This is a genomic window from Streptomyces sp. NK15101 (genome assembly GCF_020400725.1).
Classification (GTDB): Bacteria; Actinomycetota; Actinomycetes; order Streptomycetales; family Streptomycetaceae; genus Streptomyces.
Genome location: NZ_JAINVG010000018.1, coordinates 12614 through 36005, shown reverse-complemented (window position 1 = coordinate 36005; position 23392 = coordinate 12614). Strand labels below are relative to the sequence as shown.

The following is a 23392-nucleotide window of genomic DNA, read 5'->3' as shown; positions in this document are numbered from 1 at the left end:
CTCAGCTCACCACCCGGCGCGCCGCCGCCACGATCCCGGCCGGCTGGGGGAGCGCGGCCTCCTCCAGCCGCCGGGCGTAGGGGATGGGGACCTCCGCGCTGCACACCCTCTCGACGGGTGCGTCGAGGTCGAAGAACGCCTGCTCGCAGATGCGCGACTCGATCTCGGCGGACAGACTGCCGCTGCGCCAGCCCTCGTCGACCACGACGGCCCGGTGGGTCCGCCGGACCGAGCCGACGATCGTGGCGTCGTCCAGAGGCCGCAGCGACCGCAGGTCGACGACTTCCGCGCTGATCCCCGCGCCCGCCAGTTCCTCCGCGGCTTCGAGGGCCTTGGGCACACAACCGCCGTACGCCACGACGGTGACGTCGTCGCCCTCGCGGCGGACGGCCGCACGGTCCATGTCGACCTCGTGGACCGCCGGATCGAGCGTGCCGGCCGCGTTGTAGAGGCTGCCGTGCTCGAAGAGCAGCACCGGGTCGGGATCGGCCAGCGCGGCGGACAGCAGATGGCGGGCGTCGTCGACCGTGGCCGGCGCCAGGACACGGAGGCCGGGGATGTGGGCGTACCAGCCCTCGAGGCTGTGGGAGTGCTGGGCGGCCAGTTGCCGTCCCGCGCCCGTGGTCATGCGGATCACCAGTGGCACACCGAGCTGTCCGCCGGACATGTGCCGCAGGGTGGCGGCGTTGTTGAGGATCTGGTCGAGCGCCAGCAGGCTGAAGTTGACCGTCATGATCTCCACGACCGGCCTCATACCGGCCAGCGCGGCACCGATCCCGGCTCCGACGAACGCGGACTCCGAAAGGGGGGTGTCGCGGACACGATCGGGACCGAACTCCTCCAGGAGACCGAGGCTCACGCCGAAGCATCCGCCGTAGCGGCCCACGTCCTCGCCCATCAGGAAGACCCGGTCGTCCGACGCCAGCGCCTCACGCAGGCCCTCCCGCAGGGCTTCCCTGAAGGTGGTGGTGCCGTCGTCGGGATGCGCCCGCGGTCGCGTGCGCGTGCTCATGACAGAACCTCCTCGTGTCGGCCGGTGACATGGAGCAGCAGGTCCTCGGCCGGCTCCTCGGGAGCCTCTTCCGCCGCGCGGACAGCCCGGTCGATCGCCTCCATGACCTCGTGGTCCAGGGCCGCCTGGGTGTCCGCGTCGAGGAAACCGGCCGCACGCATGCCTTCGGCGAGTCCCGTGACGGGGTCGTGCCGCTTCCACTCCTCGATCTCGCCCTTGGGCCGGTACCGGTCCGGGTCGTACATCGAGTGTGCGCGGAACCGATACGTCCGCATCTCCAGGAAGTGCGGTCCGTTGCCGGCCCGGACGGACTCGGCCGCTCCGCGCGCCGCCCTCTCCACGGCGTGCACGTCCATGCCGTCGACGGCCCAGGCCGCCATGCCGTACGACGCCGCCCGCATCGCCAGGTCCGTCTGGGCGTGTTCCCGGGCGAGGGCCGTCCCCATCGCGTACAGGTTGTTCTCGCAGACGAAGAGCACGGGCAGTCCCCAGAGCGCGGCCAGGTTGGCGGTCTCGTGGAACTCGCCCTCGGCGAAGGCCCCGTCGCCGAAGAAGCAGCAGGTCACCCTGGACTCGCCGCGCATCCGGTCGGCGAGCGCCAGACCGGCCGCGAGCGGCAGTCCGCCGCCGACGATCGCGTTGCCGCCGTAGAAGCGGCGGGCGGCGTCGAAGAGGTGCATGGAGCCGCCGCGGCCGTGGCTGCACCCGGTGGCCTTCCCGTACATCTCCGCCATCACGGCCTCGGGCGGCACTCCGCGGGCCAGCGCGTGGCCGTGCTCGCGGTACGTGGAGACGACCGCGTCCGCCTCGTCGAGCGCCTGGTGGACGCCGACCGCCACCGCCTCCTCGCCGATGTAGAGGTGGACGAAGCCGCGGATCGCCGCCGTGCTGTACAGCTCGACGCACCGTTCCTCGAACCGCCGGATGAGCAGCATCCGCCGCAGCAGGTCGAGGTCGTGGGCCGCCGCAGGGGGGCGGGCGGCCGTCTCGGGTGCCCGAGCGCGACGGGGGCGCTTCGTCTGCGATGTCCTGGCGGACGTGCCGCCCTGTGCGGTGGTCATCACGGCTCCTTCCCGGGGAGTCCGGTCGTCCCGGCCGGTCCGGGCGTCTCCAGCGTCGACACATCGCCCTCGGGCAGGCCCAGTTCGCGGGCCCGCAGCAGGCGGCGCATCACTTTTCCACTGCGGGTGTGGGGCAGGTCCTCGACGAACTCGATCTCGCGGGGGGCGACAGCGGGGCCGAGGCGCCGGCGGGCGAACGCCAGGACGTCCCGCCGCAGTTCGGTGTCGGGCGGATACTCGGGGCGCGGCAGCACGAACGCCTTGACGATCGCGCCGGCCAGCGGGTCGGGGCGGCCGATGACACCGGCCTCGGCGACGGCCGGATGCTCCATGAGCGCGCTCTCCACCTCGAACGGCCCGATGAGGTGCCCCGCGGACTTGATGACGTCGTCGGCGCGGCCCACGAACCAGTACCAGCCGTCGGCGTCGCGGCTGACCAGGTCGCCGGTGAGGTACCACCCGTCCGCGAAGCACGCCTCGTAGCGGCTCGGTTCGTTGAGGTAGCCGCGGAACATCGACGGCCAGCCCGCCCGCAGGGCGAGCTCGCCCTGGGCGCCCGGCTCCCGGAGGATCCGGACGTGCCCGCCGGTGACCGAGGCCCGGCCGTCCTCGCCGCACGCCAGGACGGCGGCCTCGACACCCGGAAGCGGCCGGCCCATCGAACCCGGCCGCACCGGATCGGCCGCGAAATTGGCGATCATGATGGCACCGGTCTCGGTCTGCCACCAGGTGTCGTGGACGGGAAGCCCGAGCGCTTCCCGTCCCCAGTGCACGGCCTCGGGATTGAGGGGCTCGCCGACGCTCGCGACGAACCGGAGCGACGAGAGGTCGCGGCGCGTGGCGGGTGTCGGATCGCCGCCGCGCGGTGCGGCCCGCATGAGCATGCGCAGAGCGGTGGGGGCCGTGTACCAGACGGTGACGTGCTGGTCGGCGAGGATCCCGTACCAGCGAGCGGGGGCGAAGTCCCCTTCGTCGACGACGGTCGTCACGCCGTGGGCGAGCGGGGCGATGACGCCGTACGACACGCCGGTGACCCAGCCGGGATCGGCGGTGCACCAGAAGACGTCGCCCTCGTGCAGGTCCAGGGCGTAGGCGGCGGTGACGTGATGGGCGAGGACGGCCTCGTGCACGTGTATCGCGCCCTTGGGGGTGCCCGTCGTGCCGCTGGTGAAGTGCAGCAGCGCCGGCTCCGCCGGGTCGGTCGGTCCCACCGTGTAATCGTCCGGTGCGGCGTCCGTGAGCGCGGGGAAGGAGAGGGTGTCCGGGGGAGGGTCGGCACCGGGGTCGAGGAGCAGGACGTGTCGCAGGTGCGGAAGCCGGGACCGTACCGGGGCCACCTTGCGCTCGTACAGCTCCCGGGTCGTGACCAGCACCCGGGCGTTGCCCAGCTCCATGCGCAGGGCGACCGGCTCGGGACCGAAGGCGGTGAACAGGGGACACAGGACCCGCCCGGCACGCAGCGTTCCGAGGACGGTGCTGTACAGCTCGAACCGGCGGCCGAGCAGGGTGAACACCCGCTCGCCGCGTTCCAGGCCGAGCGTCTCCAGTACGTTCGCGAAGCGGGAGCTGGCGGCCGCGAGCCGGGCGAAGGTCACCGTCGACACGGATCCGTCGCGGCCGACGCAGCGCAGCGCGATGTGTTCGCCGTGGCCCTCGCGCAGGTGTCGGTCGACCGTCTCGTATCCGATGTTGACGCCGCCGTCCGGCAGCCCGGCGAGCCGGGACCGTTCGCGTCGCCAGGAGAACGTGGCCCGGGCACTGTCGTAGTCGGGCATGACCGGCGCCACCCACAGGGCGCTCATCGCGGTGGCTCCACGTCGAGCGCCAGGTTGTCGTAGGCGTACTCGATCGATTCGTGCAGGGCGACCACTCCGTCGACCGAGCGGCAGAGCCGTACGATCACGGGGATGTCGGCGCGCTCGTCGACGCGGCCCGTGAGCCCGACGACTCCGTCGTCGACGGTCACCCGGATGAGGCCGGGAGCGAGGCGCAGGGTGTCGGTCAGGACGTCGTGTTCGATCTCCTCACGGATCGCCGTGTCACCGCGCAGGAAGGGCCGCAGCAGGTCGCTTCGGCTGATGATCCCGACGAGCCGGCCGGTCTCGTCGATGACGGGAAGCCGCTTCACTCCCTTGCGGTGCATCGTCCGGGCCGTCTCGGCGAGATTCCAGTTCGGCCGTGCCGTGATGGCCGGCGAGGTCATCAGCTGGGCGGCCGTCTCCGCGTCGGGCAGTCCTCGCTCCTGCGACAGCAGCCGGACACCTGTCCGACGCCCCTCCAGGTCGGGAAGCTCGGCCGTGGACCGCAGCAGGTCGGCCTCCGACACCACGCCGAGCAGGCGTCGGTCGGGGTCCACGACCGGGACCGCGGAGACGTCGTTCTCGGCGAAGAGCCGGGCGATCCGCTTGAACGGGGTATGAGGGGCGGCGGTGACCACATGGTGGGTCATCACCTCGAAAACCGTACGGTGCTGCATGACGGTCCTCCTTCACGGGACACGGCGGCCCTCGTAGAACTCACCCTGCTGCGCGGAGCCGGGTCTCGGGCAGTGCCGAACGGTCCCCTTCCGGGACGGTCGGCCCTATGGCGGCCGGCCGGCTGGGGCGCAGGGTGGAAGGCGGGAGCGCCGGTCCCGGAAGGCCGCGGCCGATCGCTCCGGCCGGGAGGCGAGGACCATGACTCCGACTGGAACACGGCAAGGCCAGGAGAAGCCCCGCCCCGGGTTGTGGGCCCGCGTCGGCGACCGGCTGATCGTGGGCGGCTCCACGGTCGGGGACGAGGGGCGTGACGGCGAGATCGTCGGGCTGCACCACGCGGACGGCACTCCCCCCTTCGACGTCCGATGGTCGGACACGGGCCGGGTCACTCTGGTGTTTCCCGGTCCGGACGCGCGGGTCCAGCACTTTCCCCCGCACGACGCGCCGCACGACACGAAGGCCCCTATGCGGTCGTGAACTCCGCCGCCGCGTCCACCACGCCGGGCACCGCCCGGGTGAGCCGCAGGGCCAGGTCCGCGGGTACGGACCGCGGCAGGCGCCCGGAGAGCGTCACCGCACCGTCCGTGACCCGCACGGTGAGTGCGGCGTCGCCCTCGGCGATCAGGTGCGTGAGGAGTTCGTGCCTCACGTCCTCGGCGAGTTCCGCGTCGGAGCGCAGGTAGACCTTGAGCAGGTCGCCCCGGCTGACGACACCGACCGGGCGGCCGTCCTCGTCCACCACGGGAAGACGCTTGAGACGACCGCGCCCCATCAGCCGCGCCGCCCCCGCGATCGTGGCGCCGCGCGGTACGGTGACGGCCGGTGCCGACATCAAGCCGCCCGCCGTCGCCGAACCCGAGTCGTCGTGGTCCTCTCCCGGAACCTTGCCGAGTATGTCCGCCTCGGACACCACGCCGACCACCCGTCCCTCGGCCGACAGCACGGGAACCGCGCTCACACCCCAGCGCCGCATGGACCGGACGATCTCCTTGACCGGTGCGTCGAGCCTGGCGGAGACCACCACGTGGGTCATCACGTCGTCGACGGTACGTGGGTGCTTCATGACCGCCCTCCGGTACTTCCGCGCCCCGAGTCCTGCTGCTGCGAGGGTGTCGCCGCCGGGCTGCGTACGACAAGGGCCGAAAGGGGCACGTCGGGACCCGGACGGCCCTGGCCCGGACCGTCGACCGGTGCTTTCGTGAAAGTGAGGAGGGACCCGCCCCAGGGACGCGGGGAAGCGGCTTCGAGCCGCGCACCGCGCGATCAGGATCCGCGAGAAGCGGATGGGCCCCTCCTCCCGTGATGCCGCCCGGTCGCCTCCGTATGTGTCCCGGGCAGGCCACGACGGGGACCGACCGGCCCTACCCGGCTCCTCCGGCCCGGTGCGAGCGTGGCAGCAGACCCCACACACGACGCGGAAAGGCGGGTGGGCGCGATGGAATCGTCTCTGGTGGTGGGCGTCGACGGGTCCGACGCCAGTCTCACGGCCCTGGACTGGGCGGTCGACGAAGCCGTACGGCACGGGCTTCCCCTGCGGGTCGTCCATGCCTCGCTGTGGGAACGGTACGAAGGAGTCGTGCCGACCTGGGCCACGGAACGGCCGTCGGGCCAGATCCTCGCCGAGAACATCGTCGGCACCGCGGCCGAACGCGCCCGGCGCCGTGCACCCGACCTCCCCCTCACCTCGGCCGTCCTGGCCGAGGACGCGTCCACCGCGCTGCTCAGGGAGGGGCAGGAGGGAGCGGTCCTCGTCGTCGGATCCCGCGGGCGCGGCGAGTTCGCCGACCTCCTGCTCGGCTCCGTCGGCCTCGTCGTGGCCGCCCGGGCCCGCTGTCCGGTCGTCGTCGTGAGAGGGGACCGGCACGCCCTGGAGGCACGCCACGAACGCGTGCTGCTCGGCGTCGGAGAGCACGACGTGGACTCGCCCGCCGTACGCTTCGCCTTCCGCGAGGCGGCGGCCCGGGACGCGGAACTCGACGTCGTCCGCACGTGGCGACGACCGTCCCATGAACCGGTCGACCACCCGCTGCTGAGCGGCGACGGGAGAGTCCACGTCGCGGAGCGGTCCTCCGAACTTCTCGACAAGGCCCTGGAGGCCGCAGCGTCCGAACACCCCCGGGTGCGCCTGCGCAGGACCACGGTGGAGGGTCCCGCCCACAGGGTGCTGACCGAGCGCTCCGCCGCCGCCGACCTGCTGGTCCTCGGGGCCCGGCGCCGGGACGGGCTCGTCGGTCTGGAGCTCGGCAGGGTCGCCCACCGTGCCCTGCACCACGCCACGTGCCCGGTCGCCGTCGTACCGCAGCGGCGTCTCGAGGGCACGGAAGGAGAGCAGTGATGAACACAGCCGACGACCGGCACGCCCCGCCCATGCGGAGCGACCTGGGCCGCCGCGTCGTGGCCAGGCGCGCGCAACTCGGTCTGTCCCAGGAGGACGTGGCCGAAAGGATCGGCTCCACGCCCGGCTACATCGCCTACGTGGAGGAGCGGGTGCCCACGCCGGGCATCGAGTTCCTGGTCCGGCTCGCGAACGCCCTGGAGACCACCGTCCAGGACCTCACCGGATCCACGGCGGACCTCGCGCCGGGCGGATCCCGCGCCGGGTACCGGGCACGGACGGAGGAGATCGGTGAGGCGGAATGCTGGGAACTGCTCGACGGGCACGGCGTCGGCAGGGTCGCCCTCGAAGGACGGGACGGGCTCATGGTGATTCCCGTGAACTACCAGGTCGTCGGCCGGGAGATCGTCTTCCTGACCGCCGCGGACTCGTCCCTCGCGCGCGGTGCGGCGTCCGGCGCGGAGGTCGCCTTCGAGGAGGACCGCTTGGACGAGGCCTTCAGCCAGGGCTGGAGCGTGCTCCTCGTCGGGCCGGTACGAACGGTGTCGGACGAGACCTCGGTACGGAGGATCAGGGACGCGCTCCACTCGGAGCCGTGGGCCGGAGGCGGGCGGGACACCGTGGTGACGCTCTCGCCGCGCCGGGTGACCGGCCGCCGCATCCGGGTGCCGGGCGCGCCCGGAGGCCCGTAGGCATCCGACCTGGTGCGCACTGCCGGTACGGCCGAAACGAACGAGGCCGGCGCGTCTTCCGTGCCCGGGTCCGTGAGTCGCGGTCCGCATAGGCCGGTCCCGGCCGTCCCCCGACCGCGTCCGCGTCGTCCGCGAGGCTCGCGGACGACGCACCCCGCGCGGCCGGCGGCAGAGCCGCCACCGTCCGTTCACGCCAGGGGGACCACGGCGACCGGCGCCGGGCTGTGGTGGATCACCGCGTGGGCGACATGGCCGAGATGCGCGCCGAGGGGGACTTTCCGGCTCCGGCGCCCGACGACGACGAGCTGCGCGTTCCGTGACGCCTCGACCAGTCGGTACGCGGGGGAGCCCGCCACCGCCGTGGCCGTCGCGGCCACGCCCGCGTACCGCTTCCGCCACGGTTCCAGCAGGCCGTCCAGCTCCTCGAGGAGGCGGCCGCCCAGCTCCTCGCCGATCCCCGGGTCGATGACGGCCGCCTGGCCGTACGAGGCGGGAAGCGTCCAGCCGTGCAGGAACCTCAGTGGCGTTCCCCAGCGGGCGGCTTCATTGAACGAGAACGCGAGCAGGGCTTCGCACGGGTGACGGATGTCGACGCCCACCACGATCCCGCCTCCGGGAGCCATCGGGGCGCCCTCTGCGCGCACGAGGACGACCGGCCGGCGCGCCGCGCCGACGACGGAGAGGGAGACCGAACCGACGATGAAGCCCCGGACCCCGCCGAGCCCACGCGAACCGAGCACGGTCAGGTCCGCCTCGTTCGCGGCGGCCCTCAGTTCCTCGGCCGCCCGGCCTCGCGCACGCTCCGTGAGCACCTCGAGGCCGGGATGTTCCTTCCGCACGCGGTCCGCCTCGTCGCGCAGGAGACCCTCGGCCCGATCGGCCGAGGTCCGGGCGTACGCCAGGGGCACCTCAGGGGTGTTCGGCCACTCCTCCACGTGCACCAGCCGGAGGGGCATCTCGCGCAACACCGCCGCCGTTGCCGCCCAGTTCACGGCAGCGAGGCTTTCCTTCGAACCGTCGAGACCGACGGTGACCCGGGCCGTCATGACATGCCTCCTCAGTCGTGTCCGCCCTGTCCCGTGCGTGGTCCGAACGGGAGAGGACATCCCGAATCCCAGGCTGGTGGTCCCGGCTTCCCGGCAGCAGGGCCGGGCAGGTCTCGATCGGGGCCGAACGGCCCATCCCCGGGAGGGTCGCCACGGTGTCAGCGTGGGAGGTGTCACCCCTCGGGACGTGCTCCCGAGCGCCGGGCGTACCCCGGAGGAGGAGCCATGACCAGCGAGATCCCCGCCCGACCGGAGCTCGGCGTCGTCGTCGTGGGAGTCGACGGGTCCCCCTCCGCGCGCGCGGCCGTGCTCTGGGCCGCCGCCGAGGCGGACCGACGGGGGCGGCCCCTGCACCTCGTCCACGCCGCCGACACCGACCGCCGGGCCCTCTTCGCCGATGCCGAGACGATCCAGGCGGTACGCGAAAGGGGCCGCGACCTGCTGATCGAGACCGCGAACACGGTGCAGGAGCGCTTTCCGGACCTTGCCGTCACGAAGGAACTGAGCCGCCAGGAGCCCGTCGCCGGTCTTCGGGCGGCCGCCGGCCACAGGGGCACGATCGTGGTGGGCAACCGGGGACTCGGCGGTTTCTCGACCCTCATGCTCGGCTCCGTCGGTCTGGGGGTGGCAGCCCGCGCCGAGGCGCCCGTGATCGTCGTCCGCGGTGACAGCGACCGCCCCGAGTCGGGCTCGGTGACGGCGGCCGTGCACGGCGCCTCGGACGTCGGCTGGCTGCTCGTCGCGGCTGCCGAGGCGGACGCCCGCAAGGCGACGTTGCGACTGGTGAGCGTCTGGAACGTGCTCACCCACATCGGCAGCGTCGCGACCATGCTGGACGACCTCGACGAGATCGCGCGGCAGCGCGTGCGCGAGATCAAGGCGCTCGCCGACCGCGTGCGCGACTTCTATCCCGGGCTCAACGTCAGCCATCACGTCGAGACGGGCACGAGCACGCCGGGGATCCTGGTGGAGGCGACCGCCCACACCGATCTGCTCGTGATGGGCAGAGAGCACCGCGTCCTGGGCGCGGGCCCGTCCCTGGGGCGCGTAGCCCACGTCCTGATCCACCACGCGGACTGCCCGGTGGAGATCGTTCCGCCCGCCTTCGCCACCAGGGTCGAGGAGACGTGAACGAGACACTGCTCGGGGTCGACCCCCGGGAGCAGTCGGCCCCGCCCTCGTCCGGGCCGCCGACGAGGCCATACGAAGAGGGTCGGCGCTCCGCCCGGTCGTCGCCGTACCGCCCGCCCACGAGGGGTTCCGGTACGACGCGCTCGCCCACCGGAACGCCCTGCGCATCCGCGCGGAGTCGGCGACCGCCCATGCGGCGGACCTCGTACGGCAACTCCACGGCGGTCTGCGGATCGCGGGGGAGGCGAGCCTGCGTGGGGCGTGACTGCGGGAACGCGAGGGGCGGACCGGCGACCCGGCATGGGCCGATCGGTCCCGTTCCCGTAGGACCGGGCGGCCCCGGACCGTCGGCCCGCTCGGCACTGGAGCGCCACGGCCTCCGCGCGGGACGGTGGGACGAGAGGACGGCCCCGGCCCGTCCGCCGGTCTTCCCGAGAGGTGAGCACCATGCAGCGCATCCGGATCAGCCCCCGGCCCCGGCAGCCCCGCAGGCCGATCCCCCTCGACCTGCGCACTCCGTCCGGCCGACCGCTCCCGTACTGAGGACGCCCGAGACCACGGAGGATGTCATGGGACCGACGCGACGCGTCGTACCGTTCACGGAGCTGGGCCGCTCGGACGTCGGCCGGGTGGGAGGCAAGAACGCCTCGCTGGGAGAGATGACCAACCGGCTCGGCGCCGCGGGCCTACGCGTACCACCGGGCTTCGCCACCACCGCCGAGGCGTACGAGGAACTCCTCGCGGGCCGCGGACTGCGCGACTCCGTCGAGGAGCAGATCGACCGCCTGCGCCAAGGGGCCCCGCTCGACGAGGTGGGGGCGGCCATCCGTTCGTTCTTCCTCGCGCAGCCACTGCCCCCTCCCCTGCGGGACGCCGTCCTGACCGCGTACGAGCGACTGGCCGAGGAGAGCGGCCGGGAAGCGCCCGAGGTGGCCGTGCGCAGCAGCGCGACGGCCGAGGACCTGCCCGAGGCGAGCTTCGCCGGGCAGCAGGAGACGTTCCTGAACGTCCGCGGCACCGATGCGCTCCTGGAGGCGTGCACGCGCTGCTACGCGTCCCTGTTCACCGACCGGGCGATCGACTACCGGGAGCGGATGGGCTTCGACCACCTGACCGTCGCCCTCTCCGTCGGCGTCCAGCTCATGGTCCGCTCCGACCTCGCCGGGGCCGGGGTCGCCTTCACCCTCGACCCGGAGAGCGGCTTCCCCGAGGTGATCGTGGTGAGCGCCGCCTGGGGCCTGGGCGAGACCGTCGTCAGCGGCCAGGTCGACCCCGACGAGTACACGGTGTTCAAACCGAGCACGAAGGATCCCGCCCTGAACCCCGTGATCGATGTGCGGATCGGCAGCAAGCGGCTGAAGACCGTGTACGCGGACACCGGCCTGACCCGCACCCTCGACACGCCCGACGCCGAGCGGCACCGACGGGTCCTCACCGACGCGGAGGTCCGCGAGCTCGCCGGCTGGGCGGCCGCCGTCGAGGAACACTACGGCTGTCCCATGGACCTCGAATGGGCCAAGGACGGACTCACCGGCGAACTCTGGATCGTCCAGGCACGCCCTGAGACCGTGCAGTCCCGCCGACGGTCCACGACCCTGCGCCGCTGCCGGCTGACCGTCGCCCCCGGTGAACCCCTGGTGGAGGGCATCGCGGTCGGCGAGGCGATCGGCCAGGGCCCCGTCGTCGCCCTCGACACCCCCGTCGACCTCGACCGCTTCCCGCAGGGCGGGGTCCTCGTCACCCGCATCACCGACCCCGACTGGGAACCGGTCATGAAGAGGGCGTCTGCGATCGTCACCGACCACGGCGGACGCACCTCGCACGCGGCCATCGTCAGCCGCGAACTAGGCGTCCCCGCCGTCGTCGGAACCGGCAACGGCACCCGGGTCCTGCGGGACGGCGGCCTGGTGACCGTCTCGTGCGCCGAGGGCGAGCGAGGAAGGGTTCACGACGGCCTGCTCGCGTACGAGGAGATCCTGACCGACCTCGCGGAGCTGCCCTCCACGCACACCCGGGTGATGCTCAACCTGGCCGATCCTTCGGCCGCGTTCCGCTGGTGGCGGCTCCCCGCCGATGGAGTGGGTCTCGCCCGTCTCGAGTTCATCGTCGCCCACCAGGTGAAGGTCCACCCGATGGCGTTGCTGCATCCGGAGCGGCTTGATCCACATGACCGCCATGTGATCGACCGGCTCACCGAGGGGTACCTCGACCGCGGACAGTACTTCGTCGAGCGTCTGGCCCATGGCATCGCCCGGATCGCCGCTTCCCGCTGGCCCGCCCCCGTCGTCGTACGGACCAGCGACTTCAAGACCAACGAGTACGCCAAGCTCCTCGGCGGCCGCCCCTTCGAACCCGACGAGGCCAACCCCATGATCGGCTGGCGCGGCGCCAGCCGGTACTACAGCGACGGCTACCGGGAGGGGTTCGCCCTCGAATGCAGGGCGCTGCGCCGGGTCCGCGAGGAGATGGGGCTGACGAACGTGGTCGTCATGATCCCCTTCTGCCGGACCCTCGGCGAGGCGGACCAGGTGCTCACGGTGATGGCGGAGGAGGGGCTCGTACGGGGTGAGAACGGCTTGCGCGTCTACGTCATGGCGGAGATACCGGCCAACGTCATCCTCGCCGAGGACTTCGCGGAACGCTTCGACGGGTTCTCGATCGGCAGCAACGACCTCACCCAGCTCACCCTCGGCGTCGACCGGGACTCGGAGGCCCTCGCCCACGTCTTCGACGAGCGCGACCCCGCCGTCGTCCGCAGTGTCCGGGCCCTCGCCGCCCGCGCGCACGCGGTCGGCCGCCCCGTCGGGCTGTGCGGGCAGCGACCCAGCGACGATCCGGCGTTCACCGCGATCCTGGTCGACGCGGGCCTCGACTCCGTCTCCGTCGCGCCGGACAGCTTCGCCACCGTCAAGCGGCACGTGGCCCGCGCGGAGGCGGCGTTCGAGAGCGGCGCCGGACGAAGGGAGGAGTGACGTGCCCAGGAAGAACCGGCACCGAGACGCCCGGGACACCGGGCCGTCGGCCGAGCCCGGCCGACAGGCGGCCATGGACGCGCGGCGTGGTCGCCCCAGGAATCACCAGCCGTCCGCGGTGGAGGCGAACGGGCGTCCCCGGCGCCCGGTGCACACCGTCAGGGTGTCGCCGCTCTTCCTCTGAACCGACGGCGAAGCGGCCGGATCGCGAGCAGGGGGCCTGAAAGGAGGACGCGGCCATGACGACCGCAAGGGAGATCATGCACACCGGTGCGAGCTGCGTGCAGGAGAACGAGACCCTGATGGACGCGGCACGACGCATGAGCGAACTCGACGTCGGCGCGCTGCCCATCTGCGGGCCGGACAACCGGCTCCACGGCATCGTCACCGACCGGGACATCGTGGTGAAGTGCCTCGCCAAGGGCAAGGACCCCCACCACATGACGGCCGGACTCCTCGCCCAGGGCAAGCCCGTCACGGTCGACGCGGACGCCGACAGCGAGCAGGTGCTCCGCACCATGCAGGAGCACCGCGTCCGCCGTGTGCCCGTGATCGACGACCACCGCCTTGTCGGCATGATCAGCGAGGCGGACCTCGCCAGGCACCTGCCGGAGGAACGGGTGGGCCACTTCGTCGAGGAGATCTGCCGCTGACGGCACCGGAGCCGTGGCGCCATGGGCCGGTCGGTCCGGGCGCGGCCCGTTCGGCCCCGTCGGACGACCCCCTTGGACGCTGCGCCACGTGACCCGCGGGCGGACGATGGGGTCACGGGGTCGGACCGGCCCCGCGACCCGGTCCACCGCCCGTCCGCACCGACTCGGGCCCACGGCGACCGTCCTGGGCCCCGGAACGAGGAGCAGAACAATGGCCGGAGGCAAGGTGGAACGCAGGCACAGCCTCTTCCCCGACTTCAACGACTGGTTCAACCGGGAGTTCCCGGGACTGCCCGGATGGCGACCCGGCACCGCCGCGCACTCCATCCCGGTGGAGGTCTCCAGCGACGCCGACGGGTACGTGCTGCGGGCCGAACTGCCCGGAATGGACCCGGACGACCTCACCGTCACCGTCGAGGACAACCTGATCACGGTGAAGGCGGAGCACAGCGAGAGCGAGGAGGACAAGGAGCACTCCGAGTTCCGCTACGGATCCTTCCGCCGGACCGTGCGTCTCCCGGCCACGATCCCGGCCGACGAGGTCGACGCCTCGTACGAGGACGGCATCCTCACCGTCCGCGTCCCGATGCCCGAGGAGAAGAGCAGCGCCGCGCGCACCGTCCCGGTGAAGCGAGGAGGCACCCCGCCCGAAGGATCCACGTCGTGAATCCCCAGCCCGTCCCGGTCGCACGCGGCAGCAAGCACGGCGCGACCGGAGGGTCGCCGACGAGGCCGGCCGGACGCTCGGGGCCGACGGCTTCGAGGCCGTCGGCCCGGCCGGCCGACACCGTCTCCGATGCCAGTGGCCACGACGGAGCCGTCCTCGGCGGGACCCTCCGCGTCGGGCACCGGAACGGCAAGGAGTGACTCCGCCCGGAGGTGCGACATGGACCACCACAAGCGGTCGGACCCGCGACTCACGCCGCCCGGGCGGGGAGCGGGCGAGCGCGCCGCTCTGATCCTCGTGCTGATGATCTCCCTGATCTGCGGGGCCGTCGCCGCCGGGATGCTGTGGAGCACCGGAGTCGAGGCCGACCGCGAACTCGCCGCCCATCGCCACCAGGTGCGGGCGACCACCACCGGGCCCGCCAAGGAACCGTCCGCCGCCGCCCGGTACGGATCGACACCGCGGGCGGTCGCACCCGCGGTCTGGGAACAGCCCGACCACGTCCGCCGGTCCGGCACCGTCCCCGTCCCTCCCCGGACGCCCCAAGGCCGCACGGTGACGATCTGGGTGGACGACACCGGTGCCCCCGCCCGCCCTCCGGGCAGTGCCGCCGACCGCGCGCTGACCGCGGGGGCGGGCGGGAGCGTCGCCACGGCCTGCGCGGGAGCGATCGGGGCCGGCGTCCTCGTCCTCGTACGACGGCGGACCGAGGCCCGCCGGCTCGCGGTCTGGGAACAGGAATGGGAACAGGTCGAACCCGTGTGGTCCGGCCGGCTCCGCCGGGGGAGCGCTCCGGGTACCGACGATGACTGACCGCGCCGCCACGGACCGGGCCGCCACGCCCACCGAGGTGCTGCCCTTCGACCCCAGCGAGCCCCTGCCCAGGCTGCGCCGGGAACTCGCCACCGGGCCGGACGGGCTGTCCGCCCGCGAGGCCGCCCGCCGGCTCGCCGTTCACGGGCCCAACGAGGTCCGGCGCAAGGCCCGCTCCTCTTTCGCGCGAGAGCTCGTCGGGCAGCTGGTCCACCCCCTCGCCCTGCTGCTCTGGGCCGCCGCCGCACTGGCCTTCGTCGCGGATCTCGGGGTGCTCGGCTGGGCGATCCTGGCGGTCATCGCCGTCAACGCGGCCTTCGCGCTGCTCCAGGAGCGGCAGGCCGAGCGGGCGGTGGAGACCCTCGCCCGGTATCTGCCCGAGCACGCCCTCGCCGTACGCGACGGCCGGCCCCTCACCGTGGAAGCCCGCGACCTGGTGCCGGGCGACGTGATCCTCCTGGAAGAGGGCGACAAGGTGCCGGCCGACGCGCGCGTCACCGAAGGCGGGGTGGAAGTCGATCTGTCGATGCTCACGGGGGAGTCCGTTCCCGCCGAACGCATGGCCGCGGCCGGACTCCTCGGAGCCCCGTTGCTGGAGGAGCCGAACCTCGTCTTCAGCGGGACGACCTGCGTCGAGGGACAGGCCCGGGCCACCGTGTTCGCCACCGGCGACCACACCGAGATCGGCCGGATCGCCGCCCTCAGCCAACGGACCCGGCGCGAGGCGAGCCCGCTGGAACGACAGGTCAAGAAGGTCGCCTGGCTCATCGCCGGCGTCGCCACGGGCATGGGGGCCGTGTTCCTGGTCCTGGGGGTGGCCGTCGGACTGCCGGTGACCGACTCCCTCATGTTCGCCATAGGGCTCCTCGTCGCCAACGTCCCCGAGGGACTGCTTCCGACCATCACGCTGGCCCTCGCCGTCGGGGTCCGCGCGCTGGCCCGCGAGGGCGCCCTGGTGAAACGACTCAGCGCGGTGGAGACGCTCGGCTCCACGAACGTCATCTGCACGGACAAGACCGGCACGCTGACCCGCAACCGCATGCGCCTGAGAGCCCTCTGGACCGCGGAGCACGGAGCGGAGCCCGGCCCCTGGGCGCAGGAGCTGGTGCGGACGAGCGCGCTGTGCACCACCGTCACCGGCGAGGAGGAGGGCGAACTGCACGGTGATCCGACCGAGGCCGCCCTCGTCACCGGGGCCGCCGACCACGGGGCTCCCGTGGACCTCACCCGGCGCGACGCGGGACGGCGCCGACTGTTCCGCTTCGATCCGCGGCTGCGGCTGATGTCGGTCGTGCAGGACGACGAGGCGACGGGACGCCTGCGGATCGTCGCCAAGGGAGCGCCCGAAGCGGTCCTCGCCCGCGTCCTTCCCGACTCCGCCACGGACGCGGCCCGCTCCGCGGCGGAGGAGCTGGCCCGGGGCGGCATGCGGGTCCTCGCCGTCGCAGTGCGCGACCTGCCGCCGGGCGCGGAGCCGCCGCCGCGCCGTCAGGACGCCGAATCGGGACTGACGCTGCTCGGCCTGGTCGGGCTGTACGACCCGCCGCGCTCCGAGGTGGCGGAGGCCGTCCACCGCTGCCACGAGGCCGGGATGCGCGTGCACGTCGTGACGGGGGACAGCGGAGCCACCGCCGCCGCGGTCGCCCGCGAGGTGGGCATCGGAGTGCCCGGTCTGCAGGTGGTCGCGGCCTCCGAGTCGCTGGGCGACGACGAACTCGACCGGCTCCTCGTGGAAGACGACGCCGAGATCGTCTTCGCCCGCTCCTCGCCCGAGACGAAGCTCAAGGTGGCGGACACCCTGCGGGCCCACGGCCGGATCGTCGCCATGACGGGCGACGGCGTCAACGACGCCCCCGCACTGCACCGCGCCCACATCGGGGTGGCCATGGGACGCTCCGGCACCGACGTGGCCCGCGAGGCCGCCACCATGGTGCTCACCGACGACGACTTCGCCACCATCGTGACCGCCGTCGAGTCCGGGCGCCGCGTCTACGACAACGTCCGCAAGTTCATCGTCTACATCTTCGCCCACGCCACCCCGGAGATCGTGCCCTTCCTCGTCTTCGCGCTCTCCGCCGGCGCCGTCCCGCTTCCCCTCACCGTCCTGCAGATCCTCGCCATCGACCTCGGCACCGAGACCCTGCCGGCGCTCGCCCTCGGCCGGGAACGCTCCGAGCCCGGCATCATGCAGCGGCCGCCCCGGCCACGGCACCAGGGCGTCATCTCCCGCGACATGCTCGTCCGCAGCTGGGGCTACCTGGGCCTGGTGTCGGCGGCCCTCGTCATGGCCGGATTCTTCTACGTGCTCTGGCGCGCGGGCTGGCAGCCGGGCGATCCCACGGGCACGGGCAGCCCCCTGCACCACGCCTACGTGACGGCCACCACGGCCACCTTCGCCGGCATCGTCACCTGCCAGGTCGGCACGGCCTTCGCGGCCCGCACCGACCACGCGGCACTCCGCGACATCGGGGTGTTCTCGAATCCGCTGCTGCTCGCCGGCGTCGCCTTCGAGCTGGCCTTCACGGCCGCCCTCGTCTACCTGCCGCCGCTCCAGCGTCTCTTCGGCACGGCCGCCCTCCCCATGGACGTCGTCCTGCTCATCGCGGCCTTCCCGGTCCTGGTGTGGGGCACGGACGAGCTGCGGCGTGCCAGGCGGCGCCGTGTCAGCGCACGGAACCCACGGCCGGCTCGTGACCACCCTGGTCGAGACGGAACGGCGGATAGGCGTCCGTCATGAGGCTCGCGTAGGCGGCGACGCGCAGGACCCAGCGGTTCAGCCCGACGATCAGGGCGAACAGATCGCGCGGATAGCGGTCGGTGAAGGCCACGGCGAAACCCGCGACGAGCGTGAGCAGCGTGATCAGGCCGCCGCTCCACCAGTGCACCTCCATCCCGCCGGTGAAGAAGGCGATCACCAGGTAGTGGGGGATGGCGAGCAGCCACCACTTGACCAGGACCAGTGAGCGGGAGAGCCGCTCCGGATAGACGATGTCGAGCCGGGCGGGGTAGCCGGGTTCGGGGCCCAGGCTGAAGGGCGGATAGCGGTCGGTGCCGAGGGCGCCGTACGAGTAGTACGACACGCGCCAGGACCAGCGGAGCACGCCCAGGTTGAAGTCGAACAGGGCTCGCGGGTAGCGCTCGGTGAACAGGACGGCGAAGAAGGCGATCACCGCCACGACGAGGAAGGCGATCCAGAGGAAGAACAGCACGATCCAGTGGGGGATCACCAGGATCCATTTGACCAGCCACAGCCAGCGGGACAACCGGCCGTCGAGTTCGGCCGTCACCACCACGGGAGCATGCGGGGTGCTGGGGGTGTTCATGCTCGTCCCTCCTTCGGCAGGTCGTCGTCCTCGTACGCGAGCCGGTCGACGACCCCCACGACACCGTCGACGCTGTTGCAGAGCCTGAGGAGCACCGGCACGAGGCTCCGGCGCCGTACCGTGCCGCTGAGCGTGACCCGGCCGTCCACCACCTCGACCGACAGGGCGGACGGGCTCAGCCCCAGGGTGTGGGTGACCACGTCCTCGACGATCTCCTCCTGGATCGCCCGGTCCCTGCGCAGGAACAGCTGTACGAGGTCGCTGCGGCTGAGGACGCCCACGAGCTGCCCTTCGGCGTCGACCACGGGCAGCCGCTTGACCCCGGCCCGGTCCATCACACGGGCGGCCCGCACCACGCTCCACTCGGGCCGGGCGACGACGGCAGGGCTCGACATGAGCGCGCCTGCCGTGTCGAGTCCGGCCCCGGCGGCACGGCGGCGTACCAGGTCCGCCTCCGACACCACGCCCAGAGGCCGGTTCGACTCGTCCACCACGCACACCGCGGTGATGTCGAACTCGTCCAGGAGCCGTGCGATCTCCTTGAACGTCGTGCCCGGAACGACGCTGACCGCCGTGGGTGTCATCAGATCCGCGACGCTGCGGTGCCTCATCGCCTGTCACCCTCGGCCGTGAGGGCGCACCGCACGTCCACCACGCCCTCGACGGCACGGGCAAGGCGGGCTGCGAGCGGGATGAGCGCGCTGTCGCGGACCTCGCCGGACAGCGTCACGACTCCGGCGTCGACGCGGACCTCGATCCGACGATGAGAGAGCGGGAAGAGGTGCTCGACGACGTCGCGGCGCACCTCGGCGGCCAGTTCCTCGTCCGGGCGGAGGAAGACCTTGAGGAGGTCGGACCGGCTGACGATCCCCTGGATGACACCGCTCGCGTCGACGACGGGCAGCCGCTTCACGCGGTGGGCGGTCATGAGGCGCGCGGCCTGGGGCAGGGACGCCTCGGGCGCGACGGTGACGGCGGGGGAGGTCATCAGGTCCCCCGCCCGGCGAGAACCCGCCTTGGCCGTGGCATCGAGACGCCGCATCTGTTCGACGAGACCCAGGCGGTGGTCGTGGAACTCCTCCTTGAGGAGCAGATCGGCCTCGGAGACCACGCCGACGACGCGGCCCTCGCCCTCGACGACGGGGACGGCGGTCACCTTCCACCGCTCCATGGCGTCGACGATCTCCTTGAACTCCGCGCCGGGCCGGACGGCGACGACCTTCTTGGTCATCACGTCGGCGACGGTGAACGGCTGGGTGGCCATGACTCTGTCTCCTCATCGGGCGTAGGCCAGGGGTTCCGCGCCGAGACGCGGCATGAGGTCGTCCAGCAGGCGGTCGCGGGCGGACAGGAGCCGACGCGCCATCACCGCGGCGACGCACGCGAAGACCGCCTCGCCGACGGCCGCGTCCTTCGCGCACAGCTCCCTGACGGCCCGGGCGTCGAACTCGAGGGCGTGGACCTCGGTCGTCGCCGTGGCGCCGAGGTGCCAGAGGTGCGGGGGCATGATCCAGGAACAGCCGAGGAGCGCGCCGGACGCGAGGGTGTCCACGACGGCGTTGCGGCGCCCGGGGACGTGCATGTCGAGCTCGACCCGGCCGGTCTCGATGATCCAGAAGCGGTCGGCGTGCTGCCGCTCGCGGAAGACACGCGTTCCGGCGGGGAAGCGCACCGGGCGAGCGTGCTCCAGCAGCCGGTCACGCGCCTCGGGAGCGAGTTCGTTCAGCAGCGTCCTCGTGGTGGTCATGATGTCCTCCAGCCCTTTCCCACAGACTCGCCCGGGGCGGGTGTCGTCCGGGAGGGCCGCGCAGGTCACACCCAAGGGGCCGAAGGACCCCGGTCAGCGGACCAGGACGGCCTCCCCGGAGCGGGGAACCACGGCCGTCCAGCCCAATGCGCGGTCGATGCGGTCGCGCAACGCCTCGGACGCGGCCGGTTCGCCGTGGACGAGGTAGGTGGTGTGCGGCGGAGGGGCCCCGCGCAGCCAGCCGAGGATCTGGTCGGCGTCGGCGTGCGCCGAGAAGTGGGGCACGTCGGCGACCTCGGCACGTACGGGCACGTACTCGCCGAACATCTTCAGCACGCGGGCACCGTCCACCAGGTCCCGCGCCCGGGTGCCGGCCGCGGCGAAGCCGACCACGACGACCGCGTTGCGCGGGTCCGGGAGCAGCCGGCGCAGGTGGTGCAGGACACGGCCGCCGGTGGCCATGCCCGCCGAGGAGACGATGACGGCGGGGCCGCCGACCTCGTTGATCTCGATGGACTCCTGGACCGTGCGCGCGGCGAGGAACGGCTCGGGGCTCAGCGCGGCGACTCCTTCGGCGAGGATCTCCGGCCGCAGCTCGGGGGAGCGCTCGCGTACCGCGTCCCGGTAGACGTCCAGGGCGGCCAGGGCCATGGGGCTGTCCACGTACACGGGGACCGATCGCGGCAGGAGGCCCGTGTCCCGCAGCCGGGTCAGTTCGTGCAGGACGACCTCGGTGCGGTCGATGGCGAAGGCGGGGATGACGACGGTGCCGCTCCGGGCGAGGGTCCGGGTGATCACGGCGGCGAACTCCGACCGTGCGGACTCCTGGTCGTGGCGGCGGTCGCCGTACGTGGACTCCATCAGCAGCACGTCGGCGCCGGAGAACGGCTCGGGCGGCAGCAGCAGCGGGTGTCCGGGCCGCCCCAGATCCCCGGACACGGCCAGGGCGTGGCCGTCCTCCAGCGTCAGGTGGGCCCAGGCCGACCCCAGGATGTGCCCGCCGTGGTGCAACGTCAGCCGGGTGCCTGCCATGATCTCCACGTCCTCGCCGACCGGGACCGGGTCGAGGAACGCCAGCGTCTTCTCCACGTCGGAGTCGTCGTACAGCGGCTTGGCCGGCCGGTGCTTGGACCAGCCGTGTTCGTCGGCGTGCCGGGCGGCCTCCATCTGGAGCCGGGCGCTGTCGCGCAACACGATCTCAGCGAGCCGGGCCGTGTGGGCGCTGGTGAGGATCGGTCCCCGGAAGCCCTGCCGGACCAGGCGGGGCAGATAGCCGCAGTGGTCCAGGTGGGCATGGGTGACGACCACGGCGTCGACGTCCGCGGCGTCGCGGGCGAACCGTTCCCAGTTGCGGCGCCGCAAGGTCGCGAAACCCTGGAAGAGGCCGCAGTCGAGGAGGATCCGCGCATGGTCGCTCTCGACCAGGAACTTGCTCCCGGTGACCGTTCCCACGCCGCCCAGGAAACTGAGCAGTGCGGGCCGCGGAACGGCGGGAGTGGCGCTCGGGGCTGCCTCGGGCATGGTCAGCCCTCCTTCGGAGTGGACCGGCCTTCACCCTGGCATCCGGACCGGCCCGTCCGGAGGGTCCGAGCGGGTCCGTTTCGGGGGCCGACCGGCTCATGCGCCTGCACCCCGTTCCGGCCTACGGCCGGAGCGGTTCCGCAGAGGTGCGGTCCGTCCTTCGTGGGTGGCCGTTCACTCGAAGGCGAGCACCTCGGAGACCGGACGGCGCGGTGTGGCCCGGCCCCCGGGGCCGTAGCCCAAGCGGAAGACCATGTGGACGTAGCCGGTGGAAGATTCCGGGTCGCGTGCGTGGGCGCGGAGTTCGGGCCATTCCAGCGGCTGGGACATGACGGAGGTGGCGAGGCCGTCGAGGGTGGCCTGCAGCAGGACCCGGTGCATGGCCTGGCCGGCTCTCAGCCAGTCCTCTGAGGTGTCGTCGATGGTGCCGAGCAGAGCGATCTGCGGTGTCTTCTCGAAGCGTGCCGAGGGGCGTCCGGGCACCTGGCGGGGGGCGTCGAAGTCCCTGACGGGGGAGGTGACGTCGTACTGTCTGGGGCCGAGGGCGTAGGAGGGGATGCCCTCGGTGGCGGGGCCTTCTCCGGCCGCGCCGGTGCGGGTCCAGGCGGCGATCTCCGTGCGTACGGCCTGGTCCGCGGCCTCGAACAGTTCGGAGGCGTGGACGAGGCTCATGACGGTGTCGGTGTGCCAGGCTCCCGGTACGACGAGCCGGCAGCCTTCCAGGAGGGCCGCGGCGCGGAGTCCGTCGAGGATCTCGGAGGGGACCGGCTCCTCGGTGAAGGGGAAGCGGCTGGTGTGCCGGCGCGACAAGGCGTCGTGGAGCGCGGCCAGTTCGTCGTCGGCGTCGCCGGGGCCGTCGGCGTCGCCGAGGCGCGCGTCGGCGAGATGCCAGGGGTCTTCCGGGTCGGGCAGCAGCCGGACCACGGGACGCAGGCCCCGGTGCGCGGCGGCGACGCGCAGGCCGAACAGGGCGGCGCCGCAGCCGAGGTGGAGGGCACGGTGGTCCGGGTCCTCGCGCGGCATGGCGCGCAGCGGATCCCCGTGCAGTTCGATGACTCCGGCGCCCGTCCTGTGGACGAACTTCCAGGGCTGTGCGTTGTGCATCGACGGTGCGGTGACGGCGTCTTCGACCAGCGACGTCACGAGCGGTCGGGTCAGAGCGGTGGTGGACACGGTTCGTCCTGTCTGCGGTGGGTCACCAGGAGATGTCATGGGGAGTCCGGGCGGGGGATGCGGGACGTGTGTCGTCCTCGGTGAAGGACAGCCGGTCCACGACGGCGACGACGCCGTCCACGCGTTCGGCGAGTCCGACGAGCATCCGCGCCTGGCTCCGCTGCCGGACGCGGCCCCCCAGCGTCACCACGCCGTCGAGGACGTGTACGTCCACCGCGTACCCGGGCAGGTCCATGACGTCCGAGAGGACGTCCTCATGGATGCGGCGCCGTATCTCCGCGTCCGGGCGGAGGTAGACACCGAGCAGATCGCGGCGGGTCACGATGCCGACCAGCCGTTCCTCCTCGTCGACGACGGGAAGGCGCTCGACTCCGCGGCGGACCATCAGCCGTGCCGCGTCCGCCACCGTCTCCTCCGCGTGCACCGTGACGGCCGGCGTGGTCATCAGGTCCCGCGCGACCAACTCGTGGTGGGCCAGGAGATCGCTCTCGGAGACGACTCCGACGACGTGCTCGTCGTCGTCCACGACGGGGACCCCGCTGATCTCGTGCTCGGCGAGCAGCTTCGCCACCTCCCTGAACGACGTCGCAGGTACGGCGGAGACCACGTCGTCGGTCATCAGGCCGCCGACCTTCATGTGCTTCATCGCCGCGCCTCCTGTTCGAGGGTGGGGACGGTGATCCCTGCGTCCCCACCCTCCGACGCGCGCGAGGGCGCCCACGAGGGCCGAATGGTCCACCTTCAGGACCGAACGGGCTCCTCATGCCGG

The 23392-nt window shown here is 72.7% G+C and carries 22 protein-coding genes; 9 read left to right on the top strand and 13 right to left on the bottom strand.

What is annotated here, in order from left to right; genetic code table 11:
• Position 1: 1 nt before the first annotated feature.
• The 4 genes from K7G60_RS12765 to K7G60_RS12750 are packed head-to-tail and all read right to left on the bottom strand — an operon-like array spanning position 2 to position 4549.
• Positions 2–1012 (bottom strand): alpha-ketoacid dehydrogenase subunit beta, encoded by a 1011-nt coding sequence (locus K7G60_RS12765; RefSeq protein ID WP_225800977.1) that lies wholly within the window; start codon positions 1010–1012, stop codon positions 2–4.
• Positions 1009–2073 (bottom strand): pyruvate dehydrogenase (acetyl-transferring) E1 component subunit alpha, encoded by a 1065-nt coding sequence (pdhA, locus tag K7G60_RS12760; RefSeq protein WP_225800976.1) that lies wholly within the window; start codon positions 2071–2073, stop codon positions 1009–1011. The genes K7G60_RS12765 and pdhA overlap by 4 nt, the downstream gene beginning before the upstream one ends.
• Positions 2073–3875, bottom strand: a complete 1803-nt coding sequence (gene acsA, locus K7G60_RS12755) for an acetate--CoA ligase (protein ID WP_225800975.1) — start codon at positions 3873–3875, stop codon at positions 2073–2075. The genes pdhA and acsA overlap by 1 nt, the downstream gene beginning before the upstream one ends.
• Entirely contained in the window at positions 3872–4549 is a 678-nt protein-coding gene (locus K7G60_RS12750; protein WP_225800974.1) for a CBS domain-containing protein, read from the bottom strand. The genes acsA and K7G60_RS12750 overlap by 4 nt, the downstream gene beginning before the upstream one ends.
• A 199-nt stretch (positions 4550–4748) precedes the next feature.
• On the opposite strand from K7G60_RS12750, the gene K7G60_RS39385 reads away from it, so the two are divergent.
• Complete coding sequence (locus K7G60_RS39385; protein WP_374115625.1) at positions 4749–5027, top strand: DUF1918 domain-containing protein; 279 nt, start codon at positions 4749–4751, stop codon at positions 5025–5027.
• On the opposite strand, the gene K7G60_RS12740 is transcribed toward K7G60_RS39385, so the two are convergent.
• Positions 5014–5613 (bottom strand): CBS domain-containing protein, encoded by a 600-nt coding sequence (locus tag K7G60_RS12740; protein WP_225800973.1) that lies wholly within the window; start codon positions 5611–5613, stop codon positions 5014–5016. The genes K7G60_RS39385 and K7G60_RS12740 overlap by 14 nt on opposite strands.
• A gap of 372 nt (positions 5614–5985) precedes the next feature.
• Here K7G60_RS12740 and K7G60_RS12735 point away from each other — a divergent pair, with 372 nt between their 5' ends.
• Together K7G60_RS12735 and K7G60_RS12730 are read left to right on the top strand one after the other, a co-directional pair.
• Positions 5986–6885: a universal stress protein gene (locus tag K7G60_RS12735; protein ID WP_225800972.1), complete on the top strand. Its 900-nt coding sequence runs from the start codon at positions 5986–5988 to the stop codon at positions 6883–6885.
• Positions 6885–7577, top strand: a complete 693-nt coding sequence (locus K7G60_RS12730; protein ID WP_225800971.1) for a pyridoxamine 5'-phosphate oxidase family protein — start codon at positions 6885–6887, stop codon at positions 7575–7577. The genes K7G60_RS12735 and K7G60_RS12730 overlap by 1 nt, the downstream gene beginning before the upstream one ends.
• A 188-nt stretch (positions 7578–7765) precedes the next feature.
• Here the strand turns inward: K7G60_RS12730 and K7G60_RS12725 are convergent, their stop codons facing one another.
• Positions 7766–8623: a universal stress protein gene (locus tag K7G60_RS12725; RefSeq protein ID WP_225800970.1), complete on the bottom strand. Its 858-nt coding sequence runs from the start codon at positions 8621–8623 to the stop codon at positions 7766–7768.
• A 225-nt stretch (positions 8624–8848) separates the two neighbouring features.
• On the opposite strand from K7G60_RS12725, the gene K7G60_RS12720 reads away from it, so the two are divergent.
• From K7G60_RS12720 to K7G60_RS12695, 6 genes are all read left to right on the top strand, one after another.
• Positions 8849–9754: a universal stress protein gene (locus K7G60_RS12720; RefSeq protein WP_225800969.1), complete on the top strand. Its 906-nt coding sequence runs from the start codon at positions 8849–8851 to the stop codon at positions 9752–9754.
• A gap of 569 nt (positions 9755–10323) precedes the next feature.
• The gene (gene ppsA / locus K7G60_RS12715) at positions 10324–12726 is read left to right on the top strand and encodes a phosphoenolpyruvate synthase (protein WP_225800968.1); all 2403 of its coding nucleotides are present in this window, start codon (positions 10324–10326) and stop codon (positions 12724–12726) included.
• Positions 12727–12965: 239 nt separating this feature from the next.
• The gene (locus K7G60_RS12710; protein WP_225800967.1) at positions 12966–13379 is read left to right on the top strand and encodes a CBS domain-containing protein; all 414 of its coding nucleotides are present in this window, start codon (positions 12966–12968) and stop codon (positions 13377–13379) included.
• A gap of 211 nt (positions 13380–13590) precedes the next feature.
• Positions 13591–14046: an Hsp20/alpha crystallin family protein gene (locus K7G60_RS12705; protein WP_225800966.1), complete on the top strand. Its 456-nt coding sequence runs from the start codon at positions 13591–13593 to the stop codon at positions 14044–14046.
• 219 nt (positions 14047–14265) lie between these two features.
• The gene (locus K7G60_RS12700) at positions 14266–14859 is read left to right on the top strand and encodes a hypothetical protein (RefSeq protein WP_225800965.1); all 594 of its coding nucleotides are present in this window, start codon (positions 14266–14268) and stop codon (positions 14857–14859) included.
• Positions 14852–17596, top strand: a complete 2745-nt coding sequence (locus K7G60_RS12695) for a cation-transporting P-type ATPase (RefSeq protein WP_225800964.1) — start codon at positions 14852–14854, stop codon at positions 17594–17596. Before K7G60_RS12700 ends, K7G60_RS12695 begins: the two co-directional genes overlap by 8 nt.
• On the opposite strand, the gene K7G60_RS12690 is transcribed toward K7G60_RS12695, so the two are convergent.
• The 7 genes from K7G60_RS12690 to K7G60_RS12660 form a co-directional block, all read right to left on the bottom strand.
• Positions 17523–18182, bottom strand: a complete 660-nt coding sequence (locus K7G60_RS12690; protein WP_225800963.1) for a DUF4389 domain-containing protein — start codon at positions 18180–18182, stop codon at positions 17523–17525. The genes K7G60_RS12695 and K7G60_RS12690 overlap by 74 nt on opposite strands.
• Positions 18179–18793 carry a CBS domain-containing protein gene (locus K7G60_RS12685; RefSeq protein WP_225800962.1) on the bottom strand — a complete coding sequence of 205 codons (615 nt, stop codon included), beginning with the start codon at positions 18791–18793 and terminating at the stop codon, positions 18179–18181. The genes K7G60_RS12690 and K7G60_RS12685 overlap by 4 nt, the downstream gene beginning before the upstream one ends.
• Complete coding sequence (locus tag K7G60_RS12680; protein WP_225800961.1) at positions 18790–19446, bottom strand: CBS domain-containing protein; 657 nt, start codon at positions 19444–19446, stop codon at positions 18790–18792. The genes K7G60_RS12685 and K7G60_RS12680 overlap by 4 nt, the downstream gene beginning before the upstream one ends.
• 12 nt (positions 19447–19458) lie before the next feature.
• Positions 19459–19929 carry a cyclic nucleotide-binding domain-containing protein gene (locus K7G60_RS12675; RefSeq protein ID WP_225800960.1) on the bottom strand — a complete coding sequence of 157 codons (471 nt, stop codon included), beginning with the start codon at positions 19927–19929 and terminating at the stop codon, positions 19459–19461.
• 93 nt (positions 19930–20022) lie between these two features.
• Positions 20023–21450, bottom strand: coding sequence for an MBL fold metallo-hydrolase RNA specificity domain-containing protein (locus K7G60_RS12670; protein WP_225800959.1), 1428 nt, complete (start codon positions 21448–21450; stop codon positions 20023–20025).
• A 174-nt stretch (positions 21451–21624) separates the two neighbouring features.
• Positions 21625–22623 carry a nitroreductase family protein gene (locus K7G60_RS12665; RefSeq protein ID WP_225800958.1) on the bottom strand — a complete coding sequence of 333 codons (999 nt, stop codon included), beginning with the start codon at positions 22621–22623 and terminating at the stop codon, positions 21625–21627.
• Positions 22624–22645: 22 nt separating this feature from the next.
• Positions 22646–23269, bottom strand: a complete 624-nt coding sequence (locus K7G60_RS12660; protein WP_225800957.1) for a CBS domain-containing protein — start codon at positions 23267–23269, stop codon at positions 22646–22648.
• Positions 23270–23392: the final 123 nt, after the last annotated feature.